Annotated in this window: 26 protein-coding genes; 8 read left to right on the forward strand and 18 right to left on the reverse strand. The window is 71.1% G+C overall.

Annotated features, from left to right (window positions below; all coding sequences use genetic code 11):
• Positions 1–13: 13 nt before the first annotated feature.
• Entirely contained in the window at positions 14–976 is a 963-nt protein-coding gene (gene era, locus ACIOHP_RS09660; RefSeq protein WP_307030828.1) for a GTPase Era, read from the reverse strand.
• Between the two features lie 164 nt (positions 977–1,140).
• Between era and ACIOHP_RS09665 the strand changes: the two genes are divergently transcribed.
• Genes ACIOHP_RS09665 through ACIOHP_RS09675 form a run of 3 tightly spaced genes read left to right on the forward strand, consistent with a single transcriptional unit; the run spans position 1,141 to position 3,175 of the window.
• Positions 1,141–2,463, forward strand: coding sequence for an ammonium transporter (locus ACIOHP_RS09665; RefSeq protein WP_401885055.1), 1,323 nt, complete (start codon positions 1,141–1,143; stop codon positions 2,461–2,463).
• The gene (locus ACIOHP_RS09670) at positions 2,460–2,798 is read left to right on the forward strand and encodes a P-II family nitrogen regulator (RefSeq protein ID WP_171146372.1); all 339 of its coding nucleotides are present in this window, start codon (positions 2,460–2,462) and stop codon (positions 2,796–2,798) included. Before ACIOHP_RS09665 ends, ACIOHP_RS09670 begins: the two co-directional genes overlap by 4 nt.
• Positions 2,799–2,809: 11 nt before the next feature.
• The gene (locus tag ACIOHP_RS09675) at positions 2,810–3,175 is read left to right on the forward strand and encodes a hypothetical protein (protein ID WP_401885058.1); all 366 of its coding nucleotides are present in this window, start codon (positions 2,810–2,812) and stop codon (positions 3,173–3,175) included.
• Here ACIOHP_RS09675 and ACIOHP_RS09680 read toward each other — a convergent pair.
• The 8 genes from ACIOHP_RS09680 to ACIOHP_RS09715 form a co-directional block, all read right to left on the reverse strand.
• Positions 3,075–4,106, reverse strand: coding sequence for a WxL protein peptidoglycan domain-containing protein (locus ACIOHP_RS09680; protein ID WP_401885062.1), 1,032 nt, complete (start codon positions 4,104–4,106; stop codon positions 3,075–3,077). The genes ACIOHP_RS09675 and ACIOHP_RS09680 overlap by 101 nt on opposite strands.
• 54 nt (positions 4,107–4,160) lie before the next feature.
• Positions 4,161–5,492 carry a beta-xylosidase gene (locus ACIOHP_RS09685; RefSeq protein WP_401885064.1) on the reverse strand — a complete coding sequence of 444 codons (1,332 nt, stop codon included), beginning with the start codon at positions 5,490–5,492 and terminating at the stop codon, positions 4,161–4,163.
• A gap of 187 nt (positions 5,493–5,679) precedes the next feature.
• Positions 5,680–6,153 (reverse strand): hypothetical protein, encoded by a 474-nt coding sequence (locus ACIOHP_RS09690; RefSeq protein ID WP_401885068.1) that lies wholly within the window; start codon positions 6,151–6,153, stop codon positions 5,680–5,682.
• A gap of 373 nt (positions 6,154–6,526) precedes the next feature.
• Positions 6,527–6,880: a cytidine deaminase gene (locus ACIOHP_RS09695; RefSeq protein WP_361540617.1), complete on the reverse strand. Its 354-nt coding sequence runs from the start codon at positions 6,878–6,880 to the stop codon at positions 6,527–6,529.
• A 23-nt stretch (positions 6,881–6,903) separates the two neighbouring features.
• On the reverse strand, positions 6,904–7,263 hold the full coding sequence (locus ACIOHP_RS09700; RefSeq protein ID WP_401885071.1) for an MmcQ/YjbR family DNA-binding protein: 360 nt from the start codon (positions 7,261–7,263) through the stop codon (positions 6,904–6,906).
• Positions 7,260–8,558, reverse strand: a complete 1,299-nt coding sequence (locus ACIOHP_RS09705; protein ID WP_361540623.1) for a hemolysin family protein — start codon at positions 8,556–8,558, stop codon at positions 7,260–7,262. Before ACIOHP_RS09705 ends, ACIOHP_RS09700 begins: the two co-directional genes overlap by 4 nt.
• On the reverse strand, positions 8,555–9,052 hold the full coding sequence (gene ybeY, locus ACIOHP_RS09710) for an rRNA maturation RNase YbeY (protein WP_046262733.1): 498 nt from the start codon (positions 9,050–9,052) through the stop codon (positions 8,555–8,557). The genes ACIOHP_RS09705 and ybeY overlap by 4 nt, the downstream gene beginning before the upstream one ends.
• Positions 9,053–9,065: 13 nt before the next feature.
• Positions 9,066–10,124 (reverse strand): PhoH family protein, encoded by a 1,059-nt coding sequence (locus tag ACIOHP_RS09715; RefSeq protein WP_401885076.1) that lies wholly within the window; start codon positions 10,122–10,124, stop codon positions 9,066–9,068.
• 276 nt (positions 10,125–10,400) lie between these two features.
• Here ACIOHP_RS09715 and ACIOHP_RS09720 point away from each other — a divergent pair, with 276 nt between their 5' ends.
• Positions 10,401–11,114, forward strand: a complete 714-nt coding sequence (locus ACIOHP_RS09720) for an FAD binding domain-containing protein (protein ID WP_401885079.1) — start codon at positions 10,401–10,403, stop codon at positions 11,112–11,114.
• Between the two features lie 17 nt (positions 11,115–11,131).
• Here the strand turns inward: ACIOHP_RS09720 and ACIOHP_RS09725 are convergent, their stop codons facing one another.
• The 3 genes from ACIOHP_RS09725 to ACIOHP_RS09735 all read right to left on the reverse strand — a co-directional run bounded on the left by ACIOHP_RS09725 (position 11,132) and on the right by ACIOHP_RS09735 (position 14,740).
• Positions 11,132–12,265, reverse strand: coding sequence for a carbohydrate kinase family protein (locus tag ACIOHP_RS09725; protein ID WP_401885082.1), 1,134 nt, complete (start codon positions 12,263–12,265; stop codon positions 11,132–11,134).
• Positions 12,266–12,512: 247 nt separating this feature from the next.
• Entirely contained in the window at positions 12,513–13,802 is a 1,290-nt protein-coding gene (locus ACIOHP_RS09730; protein ID WP_401885085.1) for a glucarate dehydratase family protein, read from the reverse strand.
• Positions 13,799–14,740, reverse strand: coding sequence for a 5-dehydro-4-deoxyglucarate dehydratase (locus tag ACIOHP_RS09735; protein ID WP_401885089.1), 942 nt, complete (start codon positions 14,738–14,740; stop codon positions 13,799–13,801). The genes ACIOHP_RS09730 and ACIOHP_RS09735 overlap by 4 nt, the downstream gene beginning before the upstream one ends.
• 104 nt (positions 14,741–14,844) lie before the next feature.
• On the opposite strand from ACIOHP_RS09735, the gene ACIOHP_RS09740 reads away from it, so the two are divergent.
• Positions 14,845–15,630 carry an IclR family transcriptional regulator gene (locus ACIOHP_RS09740; RefSeq protein ID WP_401885091.1) on the forward strand — a complete coding sequence of 262 codons (786 nt, stop codon included), beginning with the start codon at positions 14,845–14,847 and terminating at the stop codon, positions 15,628–15,630.
• Between the two features lie 176 nt (positions 15,631–15,806).
• A complete protein-coding gene (locus tag ACIOHP_RS09745) occupies positions 15,807–17,018 on the forward strand; it encodes an MFS transporter (RefSeq protein ID WP_361540642.1) in 1,212 nt (403 codons plus the stop codon).
• 17 nt (positions 17,019–17,035) lie between these two features.
• Here ACIOHP_RS09745 and ACIOHP_RS09750 read toward each other — a convergent pair whose 3' ends face one another.
• The 5 genes from ACIOHP_RS09750 to ACIOHP_RS09770 are packed head-to-tail and all read right to left on the reverse strand — an operon-like array spanning position 17,036 to position 23,094.
• The gene (locus ACIOHP_RS09750; protein WP_361540645.1) at positions 17,036–18,028 is read right to left on the reverse strand and encodes an adenosine deaminase; all 993 of its coding nucleotides are present in this window, start codon (positions 18,026–18,028) and stop codon (positions 17,036–17,038) included.
• A 20-nt stretch (positions 18,029–18,048) separates the two neighbouring features.
• A complete protein-coding gene (locus tag ACIOHP_RS09755; protein WP_401885096.1) occupies positions 18,049–18,954 on the reverse strand; it encodes a ribonuclease Z in 906 nt (301 codons plus the stop codon).
• Between the two features lie 6 nt (positions 18,955–18,960).
• Positions 18,961–19,314: a histidine triad nucleotide-binding protein gene (locus tag ACIOHP_RS09760; protein WP_401885098.1), complete on the reverse strand. Its 354-nt coding sequence runs from the start codon at positions 19,312–19,314 to the stop codon at positions 18,961–18,963.
• Between the two features lie 47 nt (positions 19,315–19,361).
• Positions 19,362–22,559, reverse strand: coding sequence for a S41 family peptidase (locus tag ACIOHP_RS09765; protein WP_401885100.1), 3,198 nt, complete (start codon positions 22,557–22,559; stop codon positions 19,362–19,364).
• Positions 22,560–22,605: 46 nt separating this feature from the next.
• Positions 22,606–23,094 carry a hypothetical protein gene (locus ACIOHP_RS09770; RefSeq protein ID WP_266892546.1) on the reverse strand — a complete coding sequence of 163 codons (489 nt, stop codon included), beginning with the start codon at positions 23,092–23,094 and terminating at the stop codon, positions 22,606–22,608.
• A gap of 147 nt (positions 23,095–23,241) precedes the next feature.
• Between ACIOHP_RS09770 and ACIOHP_RS09775 the strand changes: the two genes are divergently transcribed.
• Positions 23,242–24,870, forward strand: coding sequence for a hypothetical protein (locus ACIOHP_RS09775; RefSeq protein ID WP_401885104.1), 1,629 nt, complete (start codon positions 23,242–23,244; stop codon positions 24,868–24,870).
• Between the two features lie 9 nt (positions 24,871–24,879).
• A complete protein-coding gene (locus ACIOHP_RS09780; protein ID WP_401885108.1) occupies positions 24,880–25,302 on the forward strand; it encodes a hypothetical protein in 423 nt (140 codons plus the stop codon).
• On the opposite strand, the gene ACIOHP_RS09785 is transcribed toward ACIOHP_RS09780, so the two are convergent.
• On the reverse strand, positions 25,244–25,636 hold the full coding sequence (locus tag ACIOHP_RS09785) for a VOC family protein (protein ID WP_361478168.1): 393 nt from the start codon (positions 25,634–25,636) through the stop codon (positions 25,244–25,246). The genes ACIOHP_RS09780 and ACIOHP_RS09785 overlap by 59 nt on opposite strands.
• Positions 25,637–25,640: the final 4 nt, after the last annotated feature.

Here is a 25,640-nt window from a genome sequence, read left to right on the forward strand (position 1 = left end):
CCAGGAGAAGAGCTCAGAAGCCCAGCTTGCGCAGCTGGCGAGGGTCGCGTTGCCAGTCCTTCGCGACCTTCACGTGGAGGTCGAGGAAGACCGGTGTACCGAGCAGCGCCTCGATCTGCTTACGGGACTTGATGCCGACTTCCTTGAGGCGCTTGCCCTTGGGGCCGATGATGATGCCCTTCTGGCTGGGCCGCTCGATGTAGACGAAGGCGTGGATGTCGAGGAGGGGCTTGTCGGCGGGGCGGTCCTCGCGGGGCAGCATCTCCTCCACCACGACCGCGATGGAGTGCGGAAGCTCGTCCCGGACTCCCTCGAGCGCCGCCTCGCGGATCAGCTCCGCGATCATGACCTGCTCGGGCTCGTCCGTGAGGTCACCCTCGGGGTACAGCGCGGGCCCCTCGGGAAGCAGCGGCACGATGAGGTCGGCCAGCAGATCCACCTGCTGGTCCGCGACCGCCGAGACCGGAACGATCTCGGCCCACTCGAACCCGAGCTCCTTGCCGAGCTGGTCGATGGCGATGAGCTGCTCGGCCAGCGTCTTGGAGTCCACCAGGTCCGTCTTGGTGACGATCGCGATCTTCGGCGTCTTCTTGATCGACGCCAGCTCCTTGGCGATGAAGCGGTCACCGGGACCGAGCTTCTCGTTCGCGGGAAGGCAGAACCCGATCACATCGACCTCGGCCCACGTCGTCCGCACGATGTCGTTCAACCGCTGGCCCAGCAGCGTGCGCGGCTTGTGCAGCCCAGGCGTGTCCACGAGGATCAGCTGCGCGTCCGGCCGGTGCACGATCCCCCGTACCGTGTGCCGCGTGGTCTGCGGCTGGTCAGCGGTGATCGCCACCTTCTGGCCGACCAGAGCGTTCGTGAGGGTGGACTTGCCCGCGTTGGGGCGGCCCACGAAGCAGGCGAAGCCCGCACGGTGGCCGGACTCGGCGGACTGCTCGGATGACTGGCTGCGAACGCTCATGGCGCCCATTGTCCCTGATCCCCGGAGCCCCGCCGCACAACCGACCGCACCCACCCCCGACGGTGAGGTCCCGGTAACCCGTACGCAACGAAACGTGACGGAAACACATCGGTACACATCCGGTAACGCACGCCGGTGACCCTCTGACGAGCCCCCACCTCGATGGAGACCCCGTGACTCTCGCCGCCCCCCTTGCCGCCGGGCGTATCGACACCGGCGACACCGCCTGGCTGCTCGCCGCCACCGCCCTCGTCCTGCTGATGACCCCGGGCCTCGCCCTGTTCTACGGCGGCATGGTCCGCACGAAGAGCGTCCTCAACATGCTGATGATGAGCTTCGTGTCGATCGCGCTGGTGACCGTCGTATGGCTGGCCGCGGGCTACTCCCTCGCCTTCGGCGACGACATCGGCGGCGGACTCCTCGGCGGCCTCGACCACGCCGGCATGTCAGGCCTCGGCCCCGACAGCGTCCAGGGCACCGTCCCCACCCTGCTCTTCGCCACTTTCCAGCTGACCTTCGCGATCATCACCGCCGCGCTGATCAGCGGCGCGATCGCGGACCGCGCGAAGTTCGGCGCGTGGCTGGTCTTCGTCCCGGTCTGGGCGCTGCTCGTATACGTTCCCGTCGCCCACTGGGTCTGGGGCCCGGGCGGCTGGATCCTCGACAGGCTCGGCGCCCTCGACTTCGCGGGCGGTCTCCCCGTCGAGATCACCTCCGGTGCCTCCGGTCTGGCCCTGTGCCTGGTCCTGGGCCCGCGTCTCGGCTTCAAGAAGGACGCGATGCGTCCGCACAACCTGCCCATGGTCATGCTGGGCGCGGGTCTCCTCTGGTTCGGCTGGTTCGGCTTCAACGCCGGCTCGGCGCTGGGCGCCAACGGACTGGCCGCGGCCGCCTTCCTCAACACGCTCGCGGCGGGCTGCACGGGCCTGCTGGGCTGGCTGTTCGTGGAGCAGAAGCGCGACGGCCACCCCACCACCCTGGGCTCGGCCTCCGGCGCGGTCGCCGGTCTCGTCGCGATCACCCCGTCCTGCGGCTCGGTCTCCCTGCTCGGCGCGCTGGTCATCGGCCTGGCGGCCGGTGTCGTCTGCTCGTACGCCGTGGGCTGGAAGTTCAGGCTGAACTACGACGACTCCCTCGACGTCGTCGGCGTCCACCTGGTCGGCGGCGTCATCGGCACCCTTCTCATCGGCGTCTTCGCCGTCGAGTCGATGACCGGCGGCACCGAGGGCCTCCTCTACGGCGGCGGCCTCGCCCAGCTCGGCAAGCAGCTGGTGGCCGTGGTCGCCGTGGGGACGTACGCCTTCGTGGTGACGTACGGCATCGCCAAGCTGATCGACAGGACGCTGGGCCTGCGGGCGGGCGAGGAGCAGGAGCACACCGGTCTCGACCTTACGGTGCACGCCGAGACGGCATACGATCACGGCGTCCTGGGCCATGGTGCCCCGGTCAGCGCCTCCGTCGTTCCCTCCGCTCAGAAGGTCAAGCCCCAGGCATGAAGCTCATCACCGCGATCGTCAAGCCGTACCGCCTCGACGAGGTCAAGACGGCGCTCCAGGAGCTCGGCGTGCACGGGCTGACCGTGACCGAGGCCAGTGGTTACGGCCGTCAGCGCGGCCACACCGAGGTGTACCGCGGCGCCGAGTACCAGGTCGACCTGGTGCCCAAGGTCCGTATCGAGGTCGTCGTCGACGACGCCGACTCCGAGGCCGTGATCGACGCGATCGTGAAGGCCGCGCACACCGGCAAGATCGGCGACGGCAAGGTGTGGGCCCTGCCGGTCGACACCGTCGTACGGGTGCGGACGGGCGAGCGCGGCCCGGACGCGCTCTGAGCCAGGGCGTCGTGGAAGGCGAGTGGTACGTCCTCGTCGAGACCGATTACGGCGTCACCGATCACGCGTGGACCCTGAAGGAGAAGATCCACGTGGGCGGGCACGAGCAGGCTGTGGCCCATGCGCGGGAGGTCTGCCTGTCCTACCGGCACCGCGAAGGGTACGGCCGCAACGTGTTCCGGCTCTCGGAGACGAGCTGGATGGTGGACGTCACCTTCTCCACCTGGAGCACGGACCCGGAGGGGCCCCGGGCCCTCTCGATCGAGCACTTCCGGGTCACCGTCGCGGAGCTGGTGACGACACGCGAACCGGTTCCCGCCGAACCGCCCGATCCCCCGCAGAAGGGCCGCCTGCGCCGCGCCCTCGGCGGCGGCTAGTCCCGGTCCGTGCCCGTCGCGCCCTGACCAGCAGGACGACGCCCACGGCCACGACCACCAGCAGCACCACCGCCACCAGCCACGGCAGCGCGAAGAAGGAGGCACCCGCCGACTCGCGGGTGTCCTTGGCGCTCGCCGTCAGTGTCACGTCACCCCAGTCCAGCTGCGGCGCGCCCTTCCACGGCTCGCTCAGCCGTACCCGCTGGCCGGGCAGCAGCTCGGAGGGGATCCTCGTCAGGTCGCGGGCGAGCAGCGTACGGCCGAAAAGGCCCGTCGCCCGCAGCTCCACCTTCGGGTTCAGGGTGAGATTGCCGGTGTTGTGGAGGGTGTACGAGACCGTCGCCGCGCTGTCGCCGAAGCCGGGCACGAGCGGCTGGTGGTGGGTGACGCGGACGTCCTCGACGGAGATCGCGGGCAGGGTGGGCCCGCCGACCCGGAGGTAGAGGCGGGCGGCGACGGCCCGCTGCACACCGAGCGCGACGGAACCCTCCCCGCGGTCGACGCGCTCGTCGAGTGCCACGATCGCGCCGGGATGGTCGCCGGGTTCGGCGCCGTCGGGCACCTTCAGCGTGAAGGGGACGGTGACCTTGCCGTGCCCCGGGACCTTGATCCGGGACTTCGCGGGCTTCGCCCACACACCCACGCCGCGCATCTTCTCTTTCATGGTGCGTACGGCGAACCCGCCGTCGCGCGCGGTGTTGTAGGCGTCGGCGGAGTACAGCCGGAACGTCATGGGCTCGGCCGTCTTGTTGACGACGACCACCTTGTCCTCGATGGTCTGCCCGGGATCGGCGGAGAGGTAGAAGTACGGCCGCTCGGCCACCGACCCGGACACGGGGTAGACGGACCAGCTCCCATTGTCGGCGGCGTGCGAGGGCGTGGCGAGGGCGGTGAGCAGCAGGCTCAGGAGCAGGACGTACAGCTTGCGCATGGGTGCGGACCCCCACGGGACGAGGTGGACGGGCGGGTGCGGACGCCCGTACGGTCAGCTGAGCGTGAGGGTGAGAACGCCGGAGTACGAGCCCGGAGGCGTGAACGCCGGTACGTTCAGGGAGAGTTCGGCGTTGGCGGTGAACTCGCCGCCGGTCGCGGTGTCGGCGGGCGCCGACGCGAGGGTCGCTCCGGACGAGCCGACCTTGCCCGCCGAACCAGCCTGGCAGGTGCTGGGGCTGCCCGCCTTGGTGTCGCAGGCGGGGGTCCAGTTCAGCTGGTCGGCACCGATGGTGACACCGGGGCCGGTGAAGGCGGTGACCTTGCCGGTCAGGGACCAGCCCGCGGTACCGCCGCGGAAGTCCTTGACGGTCACGGCGTTGAGGGCACCGGTGGAGGCGCCGCCCGCGCCGTACTCGACCGCCGACAGCGAGACGGTGTCCCCGGCCTGGGTCATGGACAGGACTCCGCCGCGCACCGTGGTGGTGAGTTTCTGGGCGTTGTCCGGGACGGGTGTGTCGTCGATGACGGTGTAGGCGACCGGTCCGGCGCCCAGGGCGGAGTCCCAGCTGCTCCCTTCGTAGGCCACGATGCCGGTCGTGGTCTTGTCGTTGACGACCAGCGAGCCGCTGATGGCACCGCTCGCGTCCGCCGTCACGGTCGCCGTGTCCCCGGTCTGGCTGGAACCGGCGCGTCCGGCGAGGGTGACGGTGGCGCCCGGGGTGAAGTGGCTGCCGGTGACGGTGACACCGGCACCGGGGTTGCCGGAGCTCGAACCGAGCGCGATGGCCCGGGTGTTGGGTCCGGGGGCATCGCTCGCGGTGAGGGTCACGGAGCCCGGGGCGGGCGGGGTGATGACGGTGCAGGGGGTGTCCAGCTCCAGCAGATAGCTGGTGTGGATGTTGTAGTCACCGGGCGAGAGCGTGATGGTGCCCGTGGCGGTGACCGTGAAGCTGCCGGTCATGCTGAACGACGGGAACGCGGCGTTGCCCGGTACCGGATTGTTCTTCTTCGGTCCGGCGACCGTCACGTTCCCGCTCTGCGCCCCGCTCAGGACGGCCTTGCCGGACGGCGTCATGATGTCGGCCGGCAGGTCGATGGCGGTGGGGTTGCTCGCGGCGGGCTTGACCACCGTGTACGTCACGTCGACGGTGTCGCCGACGTAGGGGGTGGTGTCGCTCACCGTGATGATCGCGGTGGTGGTGCCCTCGATCGGCGGGAGTCCCGAGATGGCGGGCGGGACGCAGCGGGTGGCGAAGTCGACGTTGTCGGCGGCCTGGGCCGGACCGGCCAGCGCGCCGCCCGTGGTGACCGCGAGGGCGGTGGCGCCGAGCAGCGCGGCGAGACGGCGTCTTCGACTTCTGGGTCTGGGCGCTTGGGATCTCATGTCTGGTTGCCCCCTCTGAGGGATGCGGGCGCGGCGGCTCTTCTGCGCCGACAGGGGGCATTGATGTGTGGATCGCGTGAGAAGTCAATGGATATGAGCCGGTGAACTGATGGAGCGTCAGTTCACCGTGTCGCGAGGTGAACTGACGCTCCACACAAGCAGGTTGGGCCGGTTCGGTTGCAGATTCTCAGTCGAACACGAACGGTCCGGGCGACTGGGGCCCGGTCGCCGTGCAGGTGACGGTGATCCCGAGGACGACGATCTGCAGCGAACCGCCGTACGCCTCCAGACTGTCGCCCGAGGCCACAGTGCCATTGAGCGGACCGACGGTGACGGCATCACCGGCGGCGAGCGCGGGGTTCTCCGTGCCGCTGAAGGTGGCGGTGCCGCCACTCGCGTTCACCAGGGTGAGGGTGGAGGTGATGGAGTCCTCGGCCAGCGCGATCGGCGCGGTGATCGCGGAGGTGACGGTGATGGTTGCGGACGTGCCGTCCTGGGTGGCGGCGAGCGTGGCCTCGCCACTGCCGAAGGCGCCGCAGTCGGCGGTGATCGTGGCCGTGTCCGGGGTCACGGCCACGGCGGTGGGCGCGAACGCGAGCCCGGTGACCGCGAGGGCCCCGACGGCCAGTGCCGCACCCGTACTGAATCGTTTGCCTCTCATGGGGTTCCGACTCCCTTCCCATATAGGGAAATTGCCATGTGGGGATGGATGGGAGAACAACCCGAACGGCCCGCCTGCGGCGCGTGGTGCGGAACGCTCCGCGTGGGGGGTGGCGGGATCCAGATCTGACGGACCGTCGGAACTACAGATTCCATTGATGCGCGAGAGACTGAAAACAGCAAGGTTCAATTTCAGCCGACACCCCAGGCTTCCCAGCCCGCCCGTGTCTTTCAGCCCGTCCGGCGTGTGAGGACGAGGCCCTTCGGGCCGATGGGGGTCCAGGGGGCGGAGCCCCCTGGGGGCGGGGTCGAAGGGGCGGCAGCCCCTGGAGGACGGGACGGGTGGGGGCGGCGGGGGCGAAACCCTCTGGGCCTCAGCCCGCCGACACTGTCAGCCGCACGACCCCATCCGGCCCCGCCAGCAGCACCGGCGTCCCCGGCCCACCCAGATCCCGTACGGCGGCCAGATCCTCCGCCAGAACGCCGTCGGCATCCGTCACCACCGCCGCCGCCTCCAACGACTTCGCCCCGGACGCCACAGCCATCGCCACCGCGGTCCGCAACGCACTCAACCGCAACGAGTCGAGCCCCACCGTCCCCGCCACATACGTACGCCCCGTCTCGTCCCGTACAGCCGCCCCCTCGGGCACACCGTTACGCGCCCGCGCGGAACGGGCCAGGGTGACGATCTTGCGGTCCTCGGGGTCGAGCGCGCTGCTGTCAGTCATGGAGCGAGCATAAACATCACGGATCAGCCCCGGTCCAGGCGGAGCCGCTCCGCCCGCGGCAGCCCGGCCACCACCAGGTCGTACGAGTCCTCGATGAGCTCCCGCACCAGCCGGTCCGGCAGCTCCCCGTCGACCCGCACCGTGTTCCAGTGCCGCTTGTTCATGTGGTACCCGGGCGCGATCAACCCCTCGTGCTCACCCCGGAGACGGATCGCGTCCTCCGGGTCGCACTTGAGGTTGACCTTCAGAGGACTGGCGCCGATCCAGCTCAGCGCGAACATCTTGCCCAGCACCTTGAAGACCGAGATCTCCGGCGCGAAGGGGAAGTCCTCCACAGCCGCGTTGAAGGAGAGACAGAAGGTACGCAGCTCCTGTGGGGTCACTCCGACTCGTCCTCCTCCTTCGGCGGCTCCACCGGCTCCACCAGCACGGTCACGATCTTGTTCCGCCGCCCGGCCGCCGCCTCCGCCGTCAACCGCAGCGCCCGCCCGTCCGGCAGCTCCACCACGGAGGACGCCCCGGCGATCGGCACCCGCCCCAGCGCCTTCGCCAGCAGCCCGCCGACGGTCTCCACGTCCTCGTCGTCGTACTCGTCGAGGTCGTACAGCTCCCCCAGATCGGTGATGTCCAGGCGCGCGGTGACCCGGTAGCGGTCCTCGCCCAGCTCCTCCACCGGTGGGAGTTCACGGTCGTACTCGTCGGTGATCTCGCCGACGATCTCCTCGAGGATGTCCTCGATCGTGACGATGCCGGCCGTGCCGCCGTACTCGTCGATGACGACGGCGACGTGGTTGCGGTCCCGCTGCATCTCACGGAGCAGGTCACCGGCGTTCTTGGTGTCGGGCACGAAGGCGGCGGGCCGCATGGCGGTCGACACCAGCTCGCTCTCCGCGTCCCGGCTGATGTGCGTCTTGCGGACCAGGTCCTTCAGATACACGATCCCGACGATGTCGTCCTCGCTCTCACCGCTGACCGGTATCCGCGAGAAACCGGACCGCAGCGCGAGGGTGAGGGCCTGACGGATCGTCTTGTACCGCTCGATCACCACGAGATCGGTCCGCGGCACCATCACCTCCCGCACGAGCGTGTCGCCGAGCTCGAAGACCGAGTGCACCATCCGGCGCTCGTCGTCCTCGATCAGCGACTCCGCCTCCGCGAGGTCGACCAGCGCGCGCAGCTCCGCCTCGGAGGCGAAGGGACCGCGCCGGAAGCCCTTGCCGGGAGTGAGCGCGTTGCCGATGAGGATCAGCAGGCTCGGGATCGGACCCATGATCCGGGCGAGCGGCAGCAGGACGTACGCCGCCGCCGTGGACGTGTTCAGCGGGTGCTGACGGCCGATGGTGCGCGGGGAGACACCGACGGCGACGTACGACACCAGGACCATCACCCCGATGGCCACCAGCAGGGCCTCGGTCGTGCCGCCGAACTCCTGGAGGCAGGCGTACGTGACCAGGGCGGCCGCCGCCATCTCGCAGGCGACCCGGACCAGCAGCGCCACGTTGAGATAGCGGGTCGGATCCGCGGCGACCTGGGCGAGCTTGGCGCTGCCGCGGCGGCCGGAGCGTACGGCCTCCTCGGCACGGAAGCTGGACATGCGCGCGATGCCCGCCTCCGCGCAGGCGGCGAGCCACGCGACGACGACCAGGGCGATCGCACCGGAGACGAGGGGAAGGCTCATGACACGGTCGGGGCCGGGGACGGGCCGGTGTGGCCCTTCTCCGCGCGCCAGCCGTCCACAATGGCGGCCTGGAGGCCGAACATCTCGGCCTTCTCGTCCGGCTCCTCGTGGTCGTAGCCGAGCAGGTGCAGCACCCCGTGGACGGTGAGGAGCTGGAGCTCCTCGTCCATGGAGTGCTGCGTCTCGGCTTCCTCGCCCTGCTTCTTGGCGACCTCGGGACACAGCACGATGTCGCCGAGGAGGCCCTGCGGGGGCTCGTCGTCGTCCTTCGACGGCGGACGGAGCTCGTCCATCGGGAAGGACATGACGTCCGTCGGCCCCGGCAGGTCCATCCACTGGATGTGCAACTGCTCCATGGCGTCGGCGTCCACGACGATCACCGAGAGCTCGGAGAGCGGGTGGATGCGCATCCGCGCGAGTGCGTAGCGGGCGATGTCGAGGATCGCCTGCTCGTCGACCTCGGTTCCGGACTCGTTGTTGACGTCGATCGACATGGTGCTGGGTCGTCTACTTCCGCTTGTTACGGCCGCCCTTGTGGGTGCCGTTCTCCGTACCGTTCTGGCTGTCGTACTTCTCGTACGCGTCGACGATACGGCCGACCAGCTTGTGCCGTACGACGTCCTGCGACGACAGGCGGGAGAAGTGGACGTCGTCGAGGCCCTCCAGGATGTCCTGGACCTGACGCAGACCCGACTTGGTGCCGTTGGGCAGGTCGACCTGGGTCACGTCACCCGTGATCACGATCTTCGACTCGAAGCCGAGACGGGTGAGGAACATCTTCATCTGCTCGGGCGAGGTGTTCTGGGCCTCGTCCAGGATGATGAAGGCGTCGTTGAGCGTACGACCACGCATGTAGGCCAGCGGCGCGACCTCGATGGTCCCGGCGGCCATGAGCCTCGGGATCGAGTCCGGGTCCAGCATGTCGTGCAGCGCGTCGTACAGCGGGCGCAGGTACGGGTCGATCTTCTCGTAGAGCGTGCCGGGCAGGAATCCCAGCCGCTCCCCCGCCTCCACCGCCGGGCGGGTCAGGATGATGCGGTTGACCTGCTTGGACTGCAGGGCCTGCACCGCCTTGGCCATGGCGAGGTAGGTCTTGCCGGTGCCGGCGGGGCCGATGCCGAAGACGATCGTGTGCTTGTCGATCGCGTCGACGTACCGCTTCTGGTTCAGGGTCTTGGGGCGGATCGTGCGGCCGCGCGAGGAGAGGATGTTCTGGGTGAGGACCTCGGCCGGGGTCTCCGGGCCGTCCCCCTCGCCGCTGTCACTGGCTCTGAGCATCGCGATAGAGCGTTCCACTGCGTCCTCCGTCATCGGCTGTCCGGTGCGGAGCACCAGCATCATCTCGTCGAACAGGCGCTGGATGAGGGCGACTTCGGCGGGGACGCCGACCGCGCTGACCTCATTGCCCCGGACATGGATGTCGGCCGCCGGGAAGGCCTTCTCGATCACACGCAGGAGGGAGTCGCCGGACCCCAGCACCGTCACCATGGGGTGCTGGGCGGGGACGGTGAACTGTGCTCTCGCCTGCCCCTGCGCGGGTGTGTGAGCTGTGGGTGTCTGAGTCATGGGCCGGCTCTGTAGGCCTTGCTCGTCCTCCTCGAAACGACTCGCCCGCCACATGGGCGGCCTGGCGATTTCAAGGGTACGCCGCTGGGCTGACAACCCCGTAGGCCTTTTCGGGCGCGGCCGCCTCCGCGGCACCGGCCGGTGAGAGCGCCCTGAGTGCAGCGGTGAGCCCTGCATGCTCCCCCCGCGTGGATGGGCAGAATCCGCCCCGTCCGTGCCACACGTGTTCGGGGCGGCGTCGATCATCGCCGTACGTCCGGGGAAAGCAGGTCGGCCGTGTTCTTGCGTCTGCCCACGTCCGTGTCCGAGGCACAGCGGTGTCTGTCCGAGGGAGCGATACCCGTCGGCGGTGCCACGCTCCAGTGGGCCGTCTGGCAACGGGACGGCTTCCCGGAGCAGGCGATGTCACTGCGCGAAGTACCGGAGGCCAATGTGCTCGGCACCGAGGAGCTGGGGGCGGCGGTGCTGCTGTCCCGGGTCGACGACCGGGTCCCGGAGGTGCTGCGCGGGGCTGCCTCGCGGGTGGGCACCGGGGCGGTGCGCCGGGCCGCGACGGTCGGCGGGAACATCGTCGGCAGCACCCTGCGCTGCCTTCTGCCCGCGGCGCTCGTCCTGGACGCCCGCGCCACGGTGCTGGACGCGGAGGGCGCCTACGAGACCGACCTGACCGAGCTCACCGCGAAGCGTCCGGTGCTGCTGAACCTGCGCTGGCGCACCCCGCTGGCCAGCAGTCACCGCAAGCTGCCCGACGAGCCGGGCGGCGCACCGCCGCTCGTCGTCGCGGTCGCGGTGACGGACGGGACGGAGGGACACGTCCTGCGGGTCGCCGTCCGGGACGGCTACGACGTGCTCTGCGAGAGCGTGGAGCACGGCACGGGAACCGGCCCGGCCCTCGACTCCCTGGCGCGCACACCCATCGGCGCACTGCCGACCGGCGCGTGGGACGTGGTCCGCGAAGAGGTGACCGCCGTCCTCGACCGCGTCGCCTGAAGGGCCCGCCCGGGGCGTCAGGCCGAGCGGCGGAAGCCGATGGTCGGCACCGCCCGCCGCAACGGCCACGGCCTGGTCTGCTCCGTCGGCACCAGGTCCGCCAGGAACCCGTAGCGCCGCAGGGCCGTCGGGTCCTGTCCCTCGACGGACTGGACCTTGCGCCACCAGGCCCCGATCTCGGACCACCCCGGCGCCGACAGCGACCCGCCGAACTCCTGCACCGACAGCGCGGCCGTGAGCCCCGCGAAGGCCAGCCGGTCGGCCAGCGGCCAGCCCGCCAGCGTGCCGGTGACGAAACCGGCCACGAAGACATCACCGGCACCGGTGGGGTCGAGGGCCTCCACGGCGATGGCGGGGACCTCGGCGGTCTCCCCCGTGCGCCGGTCCACCGCGTACGCGCCGTCCGCGCCGAGGGTCACCACGGCCAGCGGCACATGTGCGGTGAGAGCGTGGGCAGCCTCGCGGGGGCAGGAGGCGCCGGTGTACCGCATGGCCTCCTCCGCGTTCGGCAGGAACGCCTCGCAGTGCTCCAGGTCGGCCAGACCCGCCAGGTCCCACGCACCGGTCTCGTCCCAGCCGACGTCGGCGAAGATACGGGTGCCCTCGCTCGCGGCCTGGGTGATCCAGGGAGCCCGCTTGCCCGGCACCAGCGAGGCCACGGCCGCACGCGCGCGGGGCGGGCAGTCGGGGGCCGCTTCCTCGGGGGGCGGTTCGTGACCGTGGGAGACCATCGTGCGCTCGCCCTCGTACGCCATCGAGACGGTGACCGGGGAGTGCCAGCCGGTGACCGTGCGGGACGGTGAGAGGTCGATGCCCTCACCCTGCTCCAGGGCGTCCCAGCAGTACTCGCCGTAGTGATCGGAGCCGAAGGCGGCCGCAAGGGACGTTTTCAGCCCCAGCCGGGCCAGCGCGGTGGCCATGTTGGCGACACCGCCGGGGCTCGACCCCATCCCGCGCGCCCAGGACTCGGTCCCGCGCACCGGGGCGGAGTCGAGCCCGGTGAAGATGATGTCGAGGAAGACGGGGCCGGTCAGATACACGTCCCAGGGCGGATCGTCCGGTGCGCGCAGGGCGGCCAGCGGGTCGACCCGGGCCTGACAGTGGCCGGTCTCTCCGGTGTCGTACGACGGTCCCTTCCCGGACACGATCACGGTGCGCTCCCTGACGTGGTGCCGATCAGGCCAGTCTGCACCACACCACTGACAACCGGCCGCCGCTCACGCCCGACCCGCCCGTGAGTCGCCTCGGGGCGGGGGAGGCGTGGGGGAGTTCGAGGACGCGGCCCTTTCGGGGCCGACGGGAGTCCGGGGGCGGAGCCCCCAGGGACCGGGGTCGAAGGGGCAGCGCCCCTGGAGGATGGGACGGGTGAGGGCGGCGGGGGCGGGAAAAGGCCCGGCGCTACCAGCGAGGCACGCTCGGCGTCACCCACCCCGGCTCGGCGACCCGCATGGCCGCCGCGTCGTCCCGCTCCCGCAGCGCCCCGTCGTCGTCGAGCCACCGCTGATGCAGGAACTCCAGCCTCTCCCGGTCCAGTTCGACCCCGAGACCCGGCGCGTCCGAGACAGCGACCTTGCCGCCGTCGAAGGTCAGCCGCGAGGTGAGAACGTCCTCCGACTGCCAGGGATAGTGGGAGTCGCACGCGTGGTGGAGGTTGGGCACGGTGGCCGCCACATGCGTCATCGCCGCCAGCGAGATCCCCAGATGGGTGTTGGAGTGCATGGACACCCCGACCCCGAACGTCCGGCAGATCGCGGCGAGTCGCTGGGTGTTCCGCAAGCCGCCCCAGTAGTGGTGATCCGACAGCACCACCTGAACGGCATCGCGAGTGAACGCCTCCTTGATCTCCGCGAAAGTCGTCACGCACATGTTGGTGGCGAGCGGCACATCGGTCCCGGCGGACACCTCGGCCATGGCCGGCGTGCCGAGGGCCGGGTCCTCCAGGTACTCGAGGACGTCCCCGAGCTCCTCGGCGACCTTCAGTGACGTCTCCACGGACCAGGCCCCGTTGGGGTCGAGCCGCAGCGGATGCCCGGGAAAGGCCTCCGCCAGCGCCCGAACGGCCGCGATCTCCTCGTCCGGCGGAAAGACCCCGCCCTTCAGCTTGAACGACGTGAACCCGTACCGCTCCTTGAACAGCCGCGCCTGCTCCACGACCCCGGCCGGATCCACGGCCGCCCCCCAGTCGTCCTTCTCGCAGGCCACGCCCGAGGGATGGTCGGCCCACCGGTAGAACAGGTACGCGCTGTACTCGACCGCGTCCCGCACCTTCCCTCCGAGCAGCGCGTGCACCGGCAGCCCGAGCGCCTTGCCGAGCGCGTCGAGACAGGCGACCTCGAACCCGGAGACGACGGACAGCCGCAGCTTGTCGGCGGTCTGGACACCGCGCAGCCCGCCGACGTCGACCTGCCCGGAGACCCGGGAGGAGTCGACCGAGACTTCCTCGGCGACCGTGAACAGCCCGTTCAGGTCGGACACCTGCCGCCCCACCAGCTTCGCGGCGAAGGGCCGCGCCAGCTCCAGGTACTTGGTGTCGCCGTACGTCTCACCGATCCCGGTCACCCCGTCCGCGGTCTCCACCTCCACGATCAGCCGCGGGGTGTACGGCTGGTGCACGCCCTGCGTGTTGAGCAGCGGCGGGTCGGCGACGAGGATCGGCGTCAGCCGTACGTCCGTGATGGTGAGGTTCACAGAGCGGCTCCCACGAGGTCGAGGCCGGTGGCGAGGAGGGACGTGAGGTCGGCCAGGTCGGCGGCCGACGGATCGGTCAGGGGCGCGCGTACGGGGCCCACGGGAAGGCCCCGCAGCCGGGCCGCGGCCTTCACCAGGGATACGGCGTATCCGGGGACGCGGTCGCGGAGTTCGACGAGCGGGACGTAGAAGTCGCGCAGCAGCTTCTCCACCGTGCCCTCGTCTCCGGCCTTCAGTGCGCCGAAGAAGGCGTCGGCGATCTCCGGGGCGAAGGCGTGGACGGCGGAGGAGTAGGCGGGGACGCCGACGGTGGCGTAGGCGCGGGCCTGGATCTCGGCGGTGGCGGCGCCGTTGAAGAAGAGGAAGCCCTCGGGGGCGGCGAGGGTGAGGCGCTGCAGGCGGTCGAGGTCGCTGTGGCCGTCCTTGAGGCCGATGACGGTGGGGATGTCGGCCAGCCGCTTGAACGCCTCCACGCCGAACGTGACCTGTCCGCGCTGGTAGGCGATGAGGGGCAGCCGGGTCCGCGCGGCGATCTCCTCCACCTGCCGGACGAGCCCCTCCTGCGGGGCGGCGACCAGGTAGTGCGGGAGCACCAGCAGCGCGTCGGCGCCGGCTTCCTCGGCGATACGGGCGAAGCGGACGGCCTGCGCCCAGCCGTAGCCGATCCCGGCGACGACGGGCACCCGGCCGGCGGACTCCTGGACGGTCGCCGACACCACGGTCCGGTACTCGTCCTCGTCCAGCGAGAAGAACTCCCCGGTGCCGCAGGCGGGGAAGACGGCGCCGGGTGCGGTGGCGATCCGGTCGGCGACATGGGTGCGGAAGCCGTCCGGGTCGAGGGAGCCGTCGGCGTGGAAGCTGGTCAGTGGGAACGACAGGACGCCGCCCGCCATGCCCTCCCCCAGCCGCCGCACGACATCGCCCGTATCGAGACTCACCCTCACTCATCTCCCTATGTAGACGTCATCCACGTATGAAGATGGACATTAGATACGCGGACCGCGACCGTCAATGGCGCGAACACGCCGATTACGATCGGTGCATGTCGGAGACAGGGGGCGTGCGCGAGGTGAAGTCGGCCGCGCGGACGGTCGAACTGCTGGAAGTGCTGGCCGCGCGCGGGGACCGCCCGGCGCGGTTGCAGGAGCTGGCGGACAAGCTGGAGGTGCCGCGCAGCTCGATGTACGCGCTGTTGCAGACCCTGATCTCCCGTGGCTGGGTCCGCACCGACGTCACCGGTTCGCTCTACGGCATCGGCATCCACGCCCTGCTGACCGGCACGAGCTACCTCGACTCCGACCCGCGCGTCCGGGTCGTACGCCCGTATCTCGACGAGGCGTCCCAGGCGCTCGGCGAGACCATCCACATGGGCCGCCTCGACGGCCGGGACGTGGCGTACCTGGCGACCCGCGAGTCCCACGAGTACCTGCGCACGATCAGCCGTGTCGGCCGCCGCCTCCCCGCCCACGTCGGCGCCCTGGGCAAGGCCCTCCTGGCCGAACACCCCGACGACGAGCTGCCGGAGGGCCCGTACGAGGCCCTGACCCCCAACTCCCACACCACGCGCGACGCCCTGACGGCCGACCTCTGCGAGATCCGCTCCCGCGGCCACTCCGTCGACCGCGAGGAGGGCGTCCTCGGCATCATCGGCTTCGGCTTCGCCCTGCGCTACGACTCTCCGGCCCAGGACGCGATCAGCTGCTCGGTCCCGGTGGCCCGGCTGACCCCGGCGCACGAGGAGCAGATCATCGCGGTGATGCGGGAGATCAGGGCCAAGATCGAGGCGACGGTGCCGGCGGCGGGCGGGGCCGCTGTTCACTGGCGTTGAGGCGCTCGTTTACCCGGCATTCCCCACCCGAAACACAACGTGCCCCAGATCACACCCCCCACTCTTCTTCTGAAACCGCGTGCTTGATACAAATTGCCCGCGCGTTCCTGTCCGTCGACGGTCGTCGCCCCATCCCCTTTTTTGAGCCGCTTCTTTCGCATGCCCAGGGAACGCCCGTGTTCGCCCCCCGCACCATCGCCTGGCCCCTCGTCGCCCTTTTCACGGCCGGGTACCTCGCCCCGTACCTCCTCCCGACCACCGTCGGCAGACTGGACTCGGGTCTTCCGCTGACCGCCACTCAGGCGGGCGCCGTCGGCAGTGCGTTGCTGCTGAGTTCGGCGTCCGCGGGGTTCCTGCTGGCGTCGAAGGTGGACCGGATCGGCGCCCGGAGGCTGGCGCGGATCGGACTGGCCCTCGCGGTGGCCGGCTACGGCTGGGCCGCGCTCAGCGGCAGCGTCGCGGCCGTCGTCACCGGCGCGATGATCGGCGGGTTCGGATCCGGAACGGCCACCACGGTCGCCGCCACCGGGATCGCCGCCCAGCGCGATCCCCACCGCACGACCACACTCGGTCTGCTCGGCGTCTCCGCCCTGGCGGGCGCCGTCTACCTGACCGTCCCGCACCTGGGACCGGGCCACGGCCAGCCCCTGGCCGCGATCGCCCTCACCGCTCTCGCGGTCTGGCCCCTGACGAACCGTCTCCCGCTGGATACGGCCGCCACCCCGCAGACCCGCCGGACAAGGACCCCCCTCCCCCACTTCCGGGCCGGCCTGCTCCTCGCCGCCACCCTCCCCTGCTGGTCCCTGGCCCAGAACGCCCTCTGGGGCGTCAGCGGCCACATCGGCCTCACCCAGGCCCACCTGACGGAGGCCACGGTCGGCGCCGTCTTCGCCGTGGCGCTCGGCGCGGGCCTGCTCGGCGTCATCGGCGCGGGCACCCTCGGCCCCCGCCTCGGCCACGCCCTGCCCATCGGCGCGGGCACGGCCCTGATCGCCGCCTGCATCGCCCTCAGCGCCTCCGCGACCGACCTCGCGACCTTCGCGACGGGCGAGATCGCCTGGAACACGCTCTACCCGATCGTCCTGTCGTACGTCATAGGCCTCGCCGCCTCCCTGGACCCACGCGGCAGATGGGCGGTCCTGGTCGGCTCGGCGTCGTCGCTGGGCACGGCGGCGGGCCCCCTGGCCGGCAGCCTGCTGGCGGCCCAGGCGGGCTTCCCAGCCATGGGCCTGGTCCTGGCAGCAGGGCTGCTGCTGATCGCCGTACCGATGACGGCGACAGCGCTCAGGGCGGGCAACCGCACGATGCCGGTCGTCGAGATCACCGTCGACACCCCGACCGTCCCCACCCAACGCGCGTACGACACAGCAGCCGTAGCGCCCCGCTAGGAGCGGCCGGCAGACGGCTACGAGAACTCGTACGCCTCTACTTCTGCGAGATACCGCGCCCGCCGCTCCTCGTCATGCTCCAGGAAGGACGCGACAAAGGAGTTCCGGGCAAGCTCCCGCAACCGCTCCTCGCCAAGGCCCAGCGCCGAGCGCACCGCATCGAAGTTGTCCCCGGCGTACCCCCCGAAGTACGCCGGGTCATCGGAGTTCACCGTGCACAGCAACCCCGCGTCCAGCATCGCCGGAAGCGGATGATCCGCCAGCACGTCAACCGTCCGCAGCCGCACGTTCGACAACGGGCACAGCGTCAGCGGCACACGATCCCGTACCAACCGCGAGACCAGCTCGGGGTCCTCCATGCACCGCAGCCCGTGATCGATCCGCTCCACGCCGAGCACATCAAGGGCCTGCGTGATGTACTCCGGCGGCCCTTCCTCCCCCGCGTGGGCGACGCGCCGCAGACCGAGGGCCGCAGCCGCCTCGTACACCTCGCGGAACTTGACCGGCGGATGCCCGACCTCGGCGGAGTCGAGCCCGACACCGACGATCCGGTCGAGATACGGCTTCGCGGCGTGCAGCGTCTCCAGGGCCGACTCGGCGGACTCGTCCCGCAGGAAACACAGGATCAGCTGCGTGGAGACACCGTGGTTCGCCTCGCTGCTGCCGAGCGCCCGCCACAGTCCGTCGACGACCGTGCCCATGCCCACACCGCGTGCGATGTGCGCCTGCGGGTCGAAGAAGATCTCCGCGTGCCGCACCCCCTGCGCGGCGGCACGGGCGAGATACGCGTTCGCGAGGTCCTCGAAGTCCCGCTCGGTGCGCAGCACGGCCATGAGCTCGTAGTACAGGTTCAGGAAGGACTGGAGGTCCTCGAACTGGTACGCCTTGCGGAGCTCGTCCGTGTCCGCGTACGGCAGCTCGACGCCGTTGCGGGCGGCCAGCTCAAACGCCAGCTCGGGCTCCAGCGTGCCTTCGATGTGGAGGTGCAGTTCAGCTTTGGGGAGGGGCATCGAAGCATCGTACGGGTGGTTTACCGCCGTTTCGGAACCGGCACCCGTAGAAGATCGTGTGCGACCGTCAGCTCGCCCTCGAAGCCCGCCGCCCGCGCCTGCCGTTCGAACTCGTCGGGGTCGCCGTAGCGCTGGCTGAAGTGCGTGAGCACGAGATGCCGTACGCCGGCGTCCCGCGCCACCGTGGCCGCCTGCCCGGCGGTCAGGTGGCCGTGGTCGACCGCCAGGTCGATGTCCTCGTCCAGGAACGTCGACTCGATGACGAGCATGTCGCACCCCTCGGCCAGCGCGTACACGCCGTCGCACAGCCGGGTGTCCATGACGAACGCGAACCGCTGCCCGCGCCGCACCTCGCTGACGTCCTCGAGGAAGACCCCGCCGACCGAGCCCTCCCGCTGGATCCGGCCGACGTCCGGGCCCTTGATGCCGTGCGCGGCGAGGCGGTCGGGCAGCATGCGGCGGCCGTCGGGTTCGACGACGCGGTAGCCGTACGACTCGACGGGGTGGGAGAGCTTGCGGGTCTCCAGCTCGTAGGAAGAACCCGTGGCCAGCGGCCCGTCCGCACTCACCGGCGCCTCGGTGATCCCGACGGTCTCCCGGTACGCCGTGGAGTACCGAAGCCGGTCGAAGAAGCGCTGGCCGGACTTCGGGTAGTGGGCCGTGATGGGGTGCGGGACCTTGTCGAGGTTGATGCGCTGGATGACTCCGGCGAGCCCCAGCGAATGATCGCCGTGGAAGTGCGTGACGCAGATCCGGTTCAGGTCGTGCGCGGCGACACCGGCCCGCAGCATCTGGCGCTGGGTGCCCTCGCCCGGGTCGAAGAGGATGCCCTCGCCGTCCCAGCGCAGGAGGTAGCCGTTGTGGTTGCGGTGCCGGGTGGGAACCTGGCTGGCGGTGCCGAGGACCACCAATTCACGTACGGACACGGTGGTTTATCCGGGCGGCCACTGGAGGCCGCGACCGCCCAGGACGTGCGCGTGGGCGTGGAAGACGGTCTGGCCGGCACCGGCACCGGTGTTGAAGACGATGCGGTAGCTCTCCAGCTTGTCCTCGTCGGCGACGGACTGCGCTTCGCCGAGGAGGTCGGCGGCGATGGCCGGTTCGGCGGCGGCGAGGGTCGCGGCGTTCTCGTAGTGCACCTTGGGGATCACCAGGACGTGCGTGGGGGCCTGGGGGTTGATGTCCCGGAAGGCGACGGTGGTGTCCGTCTCACGGACGATCGTCGCCGGGATGTGCCCTGCGACGATCTTGCAGAACAGGCAGTCGTCCTGCGGTTCCCCTGGCATGTGGTGTCCCTTCGGGTCGCGGGTGTGGGGGCATCGTATCGATCAGGTCAGGGAAGCGACGGAGGCACCTTGGCCGGAGTCCGTTCCAGGGCCTCCAGCGCGATGCGTACCGCCTCGTCCAGCTGTACGTCCTTGCCCGCGCCGTGGTCCTGCGGGCGCTGGACCACCTCGACGTCCGGGTCCACGCCGTGGTTCTCCACGCCCCACTCGTAACCCTCCAGCCAGAACGCGTACTTGGGCTGGGTGATCAGGGTGCCGTCGACGAGCCGGTACCGGCTGTCGATCCCGATGACGCCGCCCCAGGTCCGCGTGCCGACCACCGGACCGATCCCGAGCGCCTTGATCGCCGCGTTGACGATGTCGCCGTCGGAGCCCGAGAACTCGTTCGCCACGGCGACCACCGGACCCCTCGGCGCGTCCTGGGGATAGCTGTACGGCCGCAGTCCGCGCGGCAGGGCCCAGCCGACGATCCGCCGGGCCAGCTTCTCGACGACGAGCTGGGAGGTGTGACCGCCGCGGTTCTCCCGGACGTCGACGACCAGCCCCTCGCGGGCCACCTCGACCCGCAGGTCACGGTGGATCTGCGCCCAGCCGGGAGCCTGCATGTCGGGGACGTGGAGGTAGCCGAGCCGGCCGCCGGACCGCTCGTGGACGTACGCCCGCCGGTCCGCGACCCACGCGTGGTAGCGCAGCGGTTCCTCGTCCGCGATCGGTACGACGACGGCGTGCCGCACGTCACCGCCGCCGGACGGCGAGACGGTCAGCTCGACCGGCTTGCCCGCCGTGCCGACGAGGAGCGGGCCCGGACCGGTGACCGGGTCGACCGGACGCCCGCCGACCGCGACGACCGCGTCACCCGCGCGCACCGCGACACCGGGCGCGGCGAGCGGGGAGCGGGCGTCGGGGTCGGAGGTCTCGGTCGGCAGGATGCGGTCGATACGCCAGCTGCCGTCCTGGTGACGGGAGATGTCGGCGCCGAGGAGCCCTTGGCGGGGGCCGCCGCCGTAGCCGCCGCGCGGCATGACGTAGGCGTGCGAGGTGCCGAGCTCGCCCTGCACCTCCCAGAGGAGGTCGACGAGGTCGTCATGGGTGGCGACCCGGTCCACCACCGGGCGGTAGCGGTCCAGGACGCCGGACCAGTCGACACCGCTCATGTCGGGGCGCCAGAAGTGGTCCCGCATGATGCGGCCGGTCTCCTCGTACATCTGCCGCCACTCGGCCGACGGGTCGACGGTCTGCCGGATCCGGGCGAGGTCGACGGTGATGTTGGTGTCGCTGTCCTCGTCGCCCGAGGCCCGCCGGTCGCTCGGGACGACCTTCAGCCGCCCGTCGGTCCACAGCAGGACCCGCTTGCCGTCCCCGCTGACGGCGAAGTGGTCGGCGTCGGCCGCGAGATGCTCCAGGCGCTGCTGGGCGAGGTCGTAGCGCTCCAGCTCGGTCTTGGGGTCGGGGTCCTCCGGGGTGGCCCGGGAGGAGCCGAGGACGCCCTGCACCGGGTGGCGCAGCCACAGCACGCCGTCCTTCGCCGCGCGCAGGTGGGAGTAGCGGGCGGCCTCGACCGGGAACGGCACGATCCGGTCGGCGAGGCCTTCGAGGTCGATGCGGGTGGCCGGGGTGCCCTCGCTGTCGGGTGTCTCGTCCTTGTCCGGGGCCTCGAAGGGGCGGCCGTGCCGCTGCGGGCCGAACGGCGAGGGTGTGGTCGCGGCGAGCGTGATCAGGTGCGGGCGGTCGCCGACCACGAAGGCGAGGTCGAAGACGTGCTCGTCGTAGACCGGGTCGAAGGAGCGGGTGGAGAGGAAGGCGAGGTGCTTGCCGTCCAGGGTGAAGGTGGGCGCGTAGTCCTGGAAGCGGAGCGGGGTCGCCTCGGTGACGGAGAGGTCGGTGGTGTTGGCGAGGCGGAGCTGGCGGAGCGGGCGCGGGCCGGGGTGGGACCAGGCGAGCCAGGCCGAGTCGGGCGAGAAGACCAGCCCGGAGACGTCGCCGTCCGCGCTCCGGTCCACCTCGCGGACCTCGCCGGTCTCCCGCTCGACGAGCAGGACGCGGCCGTCGTGCGCGGCGACCGCGGCCCGGCTGCCGTCGGGGGCCATGGCGAGCCCGAGGACCCGGCCGAGCTGTCCGGCGGCGAGGCGGCGCGGGGTGGCTCCGGGGGCGAGGCCGGTGGCGGGCGCGAACTCCAGGGCGTCGTCGCCCTCCGCGTCGGTCACCCACACCACCCACTCCTCGCCCTCCGTGCGGAAGGTGCGGGGCAGCCGGGCCCGTACGCCGGGTTCGGCGGCCAGTGCCCGGGTCGGGCCGGAGCGGTGGGTGACCCAGTGCACGGCACCCCGGACGGCGACCGCGCTGCCGCGCGCGGTGTGGTCGGGGGCGGCGGAGCCGAACCAGCGCGAGGCGTTCACCGCGAACGGCTGCCGGTCGACGCGCTGCCCACCGAGCCGCACCTCCAGGCGGCGCGGCTCGGCCCCGTCCAGGTCGTCCAGGACCCACAGTTCACCGGCACAGGTGTGGACGACGCGGGTGCCGTCACCGGCGGCGTGCCGGGCATAGAACCCGTCGAGGGGTGTGTGGCGCCGCAGATCGGACCCGTCGGCGAGGGAGGAGTACAGCGCGCCGACCCCTTCGTGGTCGGAGAGGAAGGCGATCCGCTCCCCCGCCCACACCGGGAACTCGATGTTCCCGTCGAGGTCTTCGTGCAGCCGTACGAACTCGCCGTCGCCCTCGTGGTCGATCCACAGCTTGCCCGCCGTGCCGCCCCGGTACCGCTTCCACCAGGCGGCCTCCCGCCCCATCGGCGCGGACAGCAGCACGGTGGACGGTCCGTGCGCGACACCGCCCACGGGCCCGTACGGCAGGAGGGTCGACGGTCCCCCGTCGAGCGGGACGGCGTGCGCCCAGGAGCGGCGCAGGCTGGCCTGGCCGTGGGTGGTGATCGCGAGGACCTGGCCGTCCGGGGTCCAGCCGCGCACCTGGGTGCGCCAACTCCCCCAGTGGGTCAGCCGCTTGGCGGGACCGCCGTCGACCGGGGCGATGTGCACCTCGGGGGCGCCGTCACAGGTGGAGGTCCAGGCGACGGTGGTGCCGTCGGGCGAGATGCGCGGTGTGGAGACGGGCACGTTGTCGGCGCTGACCCGCCAGGCCCGGCCGCCGTCGAGGGGGGCGATCCATACGTCGTCCTCGGCGGTGAAGGCCGCCAAGTCGCCGTGCAGGTGCGGAAACCGGAGATACGAGGGCGTCGCGGGCTGGGTCACGACTCAACCCTATGCAGGGCCGACGACCCACGGACAGGGCTTTGGATCACTTGCCCTGGACGGGCCTGCAGTCCGGGTACTTGTCGCACCAGATGGTCTCGGTGACCGTCACGGTGACGGTGTCCCCCGGCTGCCCGTTGCCGCCCGGGTTGTTCGGCTCGGGCGAGGCGTTGCAGTTGCCCAGTCCGTTGACCTGGAACCACTGCTTGCCGTCGATCTTCGCGGTCAGTTCACCCCGCACGCACTGCCCGTTGACCACACGGGTGATCTTGCCGTCGACGTCGATGTCCTGGTTGCTGGTGGTCTCCCCGGTGCAGTGGACCTCGGCGACGGCATTGTCGGTCGCCGTCGGCGTGGGCCGGTTCCCGTAGGAGGCCTGGCAGGTCAGCCACTGCACGTTGGCCTTCTGCCGCTCCAGCTCCTTGGTGACCGTCTGATCGGTCGTGTACGCCACGGACGCGGAGTTCAGCCCCGCCGGATCACAGGCGGTGAGCCCGCCGGCGACCACGACCGCGAGCACGGACACGGCTGCCACCCGCTGGACCCGGTGTCCTCGCGGGCGGCCCCAAAATCTGCGCAATACCCCCATGGAGGGCAGCTTCCCACTGTCACGGCCGCCGCGGTAGAGCGCATACGGACACTCGCCCCACAATCGAGTGACACTCGATCATCTGGAGGACCGTTGCCCAGCTCGCCGCTCCGTCGGCGCGTTCTGCCCGCGCCGCGCCCCTCGGACGACACCGCGCAGTCCGTGGAAACGGCGGCCGACCCGACGGCGGGACCGCCCGCTCCGCCGCGTCGGCGTCGGGTGCGGATGCTGGTCGACGTGGTCGACCAGGCGGATGAAGTGGCCTATGTGACGGGCCTGTTCGAGGAGCGGGGCTGGACCGTACGTCCGGCCGGGGCCGGGGATTCCGCCCCCGCCGCGCCGCACCGGACCTCGCTCGTCGTCGAGATCCGGCTGCACGGAGCCCGTCTGGGAGCGCTGCGCACGGCCACCGCGGAGGTCGAACGGCTCGCCCGCCAGGCGGAGTTGGGTGCATGGGTGCGGGACGCGGCGTTGGTGGAGCACCCCCGGCCCACGACGACGACGTACAACATGCATCGTGTACTGCCCTCCTGGGGCGGCCTGTTGACCTGGCTGGGGTTCGCGGACGAGCAGCGGGCGGTGACGGTGCCGGCGGGGCCGGAGTCCCAGGAGGCCGCGCGCACCGAGCTGGCCGCCCGGGCCCTGGGCGGGCGGGTTTTCGACCCCGTCACGCACGGGCTGCGGGTGCCGGGGCATTCGGACGCGCATCCGCCGCTGGACGAGACCCCGCACGCACGCCGGGTCCGTTGGGCCTGGGTGACGGCGGGCGCGGCCGGGATCGTGCTGGCGGCCGTCTGCGGGATGTACGTGGTGTGGGCGGACGGCTGGTGGAAGCTGCTGCCCGCGCTGCTCAGCACGGCAGGGGCGCTGCCGCTGGGCCGGATGGCGAAGGAGACCCGGGACCGGGGGCGGCCCGTGCAGTGGGCGGCGGGGGTGGCGGGGACCTCGGCGATGGCGGGGTTCGGGGCGCTGGTGGGCACGGACACCAAGCCGCGGGTGCTGTGGGCGGTCGTGCTGCTGATGGCGGTGGTCGCGTTCACCGGGACCGGGACGGTGCTCGCCCTGCGCCGGACGATCTTCACGCGGCATGCGGCCTGGCTGCTGCCGTTGTCGGTGCCGGTGGTGTGGTCGATGGTCAACTGGCTGGGCGGCCAGATGCATTCGTCGTACCTGGACCGCTTCGACATCCGCGCGGACGCCGTGCCCACACCCCGTCTCGGCACCTATCTGGCGGCGGGCGAACCCATGGGCCTCGCCCTGGGCAGCATGCTGTTCTTCCTGGCGGTGGTGGGCTGGCTGCGCCACTTCCACCTGGGCCGGGACAGCGGCAACCGCTTCTTCGCCGCGGTCCTGGCGAGCCTGCTGATCGTCTCCTACGTGCTGGGCGCGATCCTCCTGGGCACCTCACAGGCGGCCAGGACCGCCGGCCGGGACGCCGAGAACGCCGCACGCGACAACTACAAACCGGTCGAATACTTCGGCATCTACGGCCACTTCATGTGTCTGAGCCCGGTGGACCCGGATCAGCCGCTCGCCGTCGAGAACGGCCCGGCTCCGACCGACCACCCCGTCCTGTCCTTCGGCACCTCGGGCGACTGGATCTGGCTCTGGGACCCGAAGCGCGGTAACGGCGACGTCCAGGAGTCCTTCGCGGTCCGCCGCGAGGACATCCGGCTGATCCCCGCGGAAAACCCGAAGACCAGGCGCTGCCCGCCCGTCTAGCGTGACGGCATGCGCAACGACCGCCGCCTTCGCCGTCTCGTCGTGGACGAGCGCACGGCCTACCTGTGGAACTTCCGCCAGAAGAAGGGCCCTGACGGCGTCTGGCGGGACATCGTCACCCTGCACCGGGACGGCGACCGCACCCGGATCGTCTTCCGGGCGGGCGGCCCCGGCTCGGGGCGATACGTCTCCGAGGGCGACCTCTGGTTCCAGGGCTGCGCGGCCGACGGCCAGGGTGAGGCGATCATCCTCCGCGAGCCCGGCGTCGTGCGCGCCCTGCTCGACGAAGCCGCCCGGCGCGGACTGCTGCGGTCCGGTGACCGGGAGCTGGACGGCTGGGAGCTGTTCTACGCCGTCGCCGAAGCCGTCGACCTCAAGCGCGCAGCAGCAGCCACTCCTGCAGCTCCACGAGGTTGCCCTCCGGGTCCTTGAGGTGGGCGACCCGCATCCGGTCGGTCATGGGGGCGGGCCCGTGCAGCAGCACGGCGCCCCGCTCGGCGATCTGCTCGCAGTAGGTGTCGAGATCGTCGACGCGCAGCACGACCAGTGACCGGTGCCCGCTCGCCTCGTCGCCCAACTCGCCCAGTATCCCGGCCATCATGGACCGGTCCTGGAGGGCGATACCGGCGGAGCCGGTGGCGGGACTGAACTTCTCGTACGGTCCCTGCGTCGCCCCCGACTGCGCCTTGAGGCCGAGGACTTCGGCGTAGAAGCGGTAGCAGACGGGGAAGTCGGAGACGAGCAGCCGGACTTGGGCGAGTTCCAAGGCG

The sequence above is a fragment of the Streptomyces sp. NPDC087859 genome (assembly GCF_044742595.1).
Classification (GTDB): domain Bacteria; phylum Actinomycetota; class Actinomycetes; order Streptomycetales; family Streptomycetaceae; genus Streptomyces; species Streptomyces canus_F.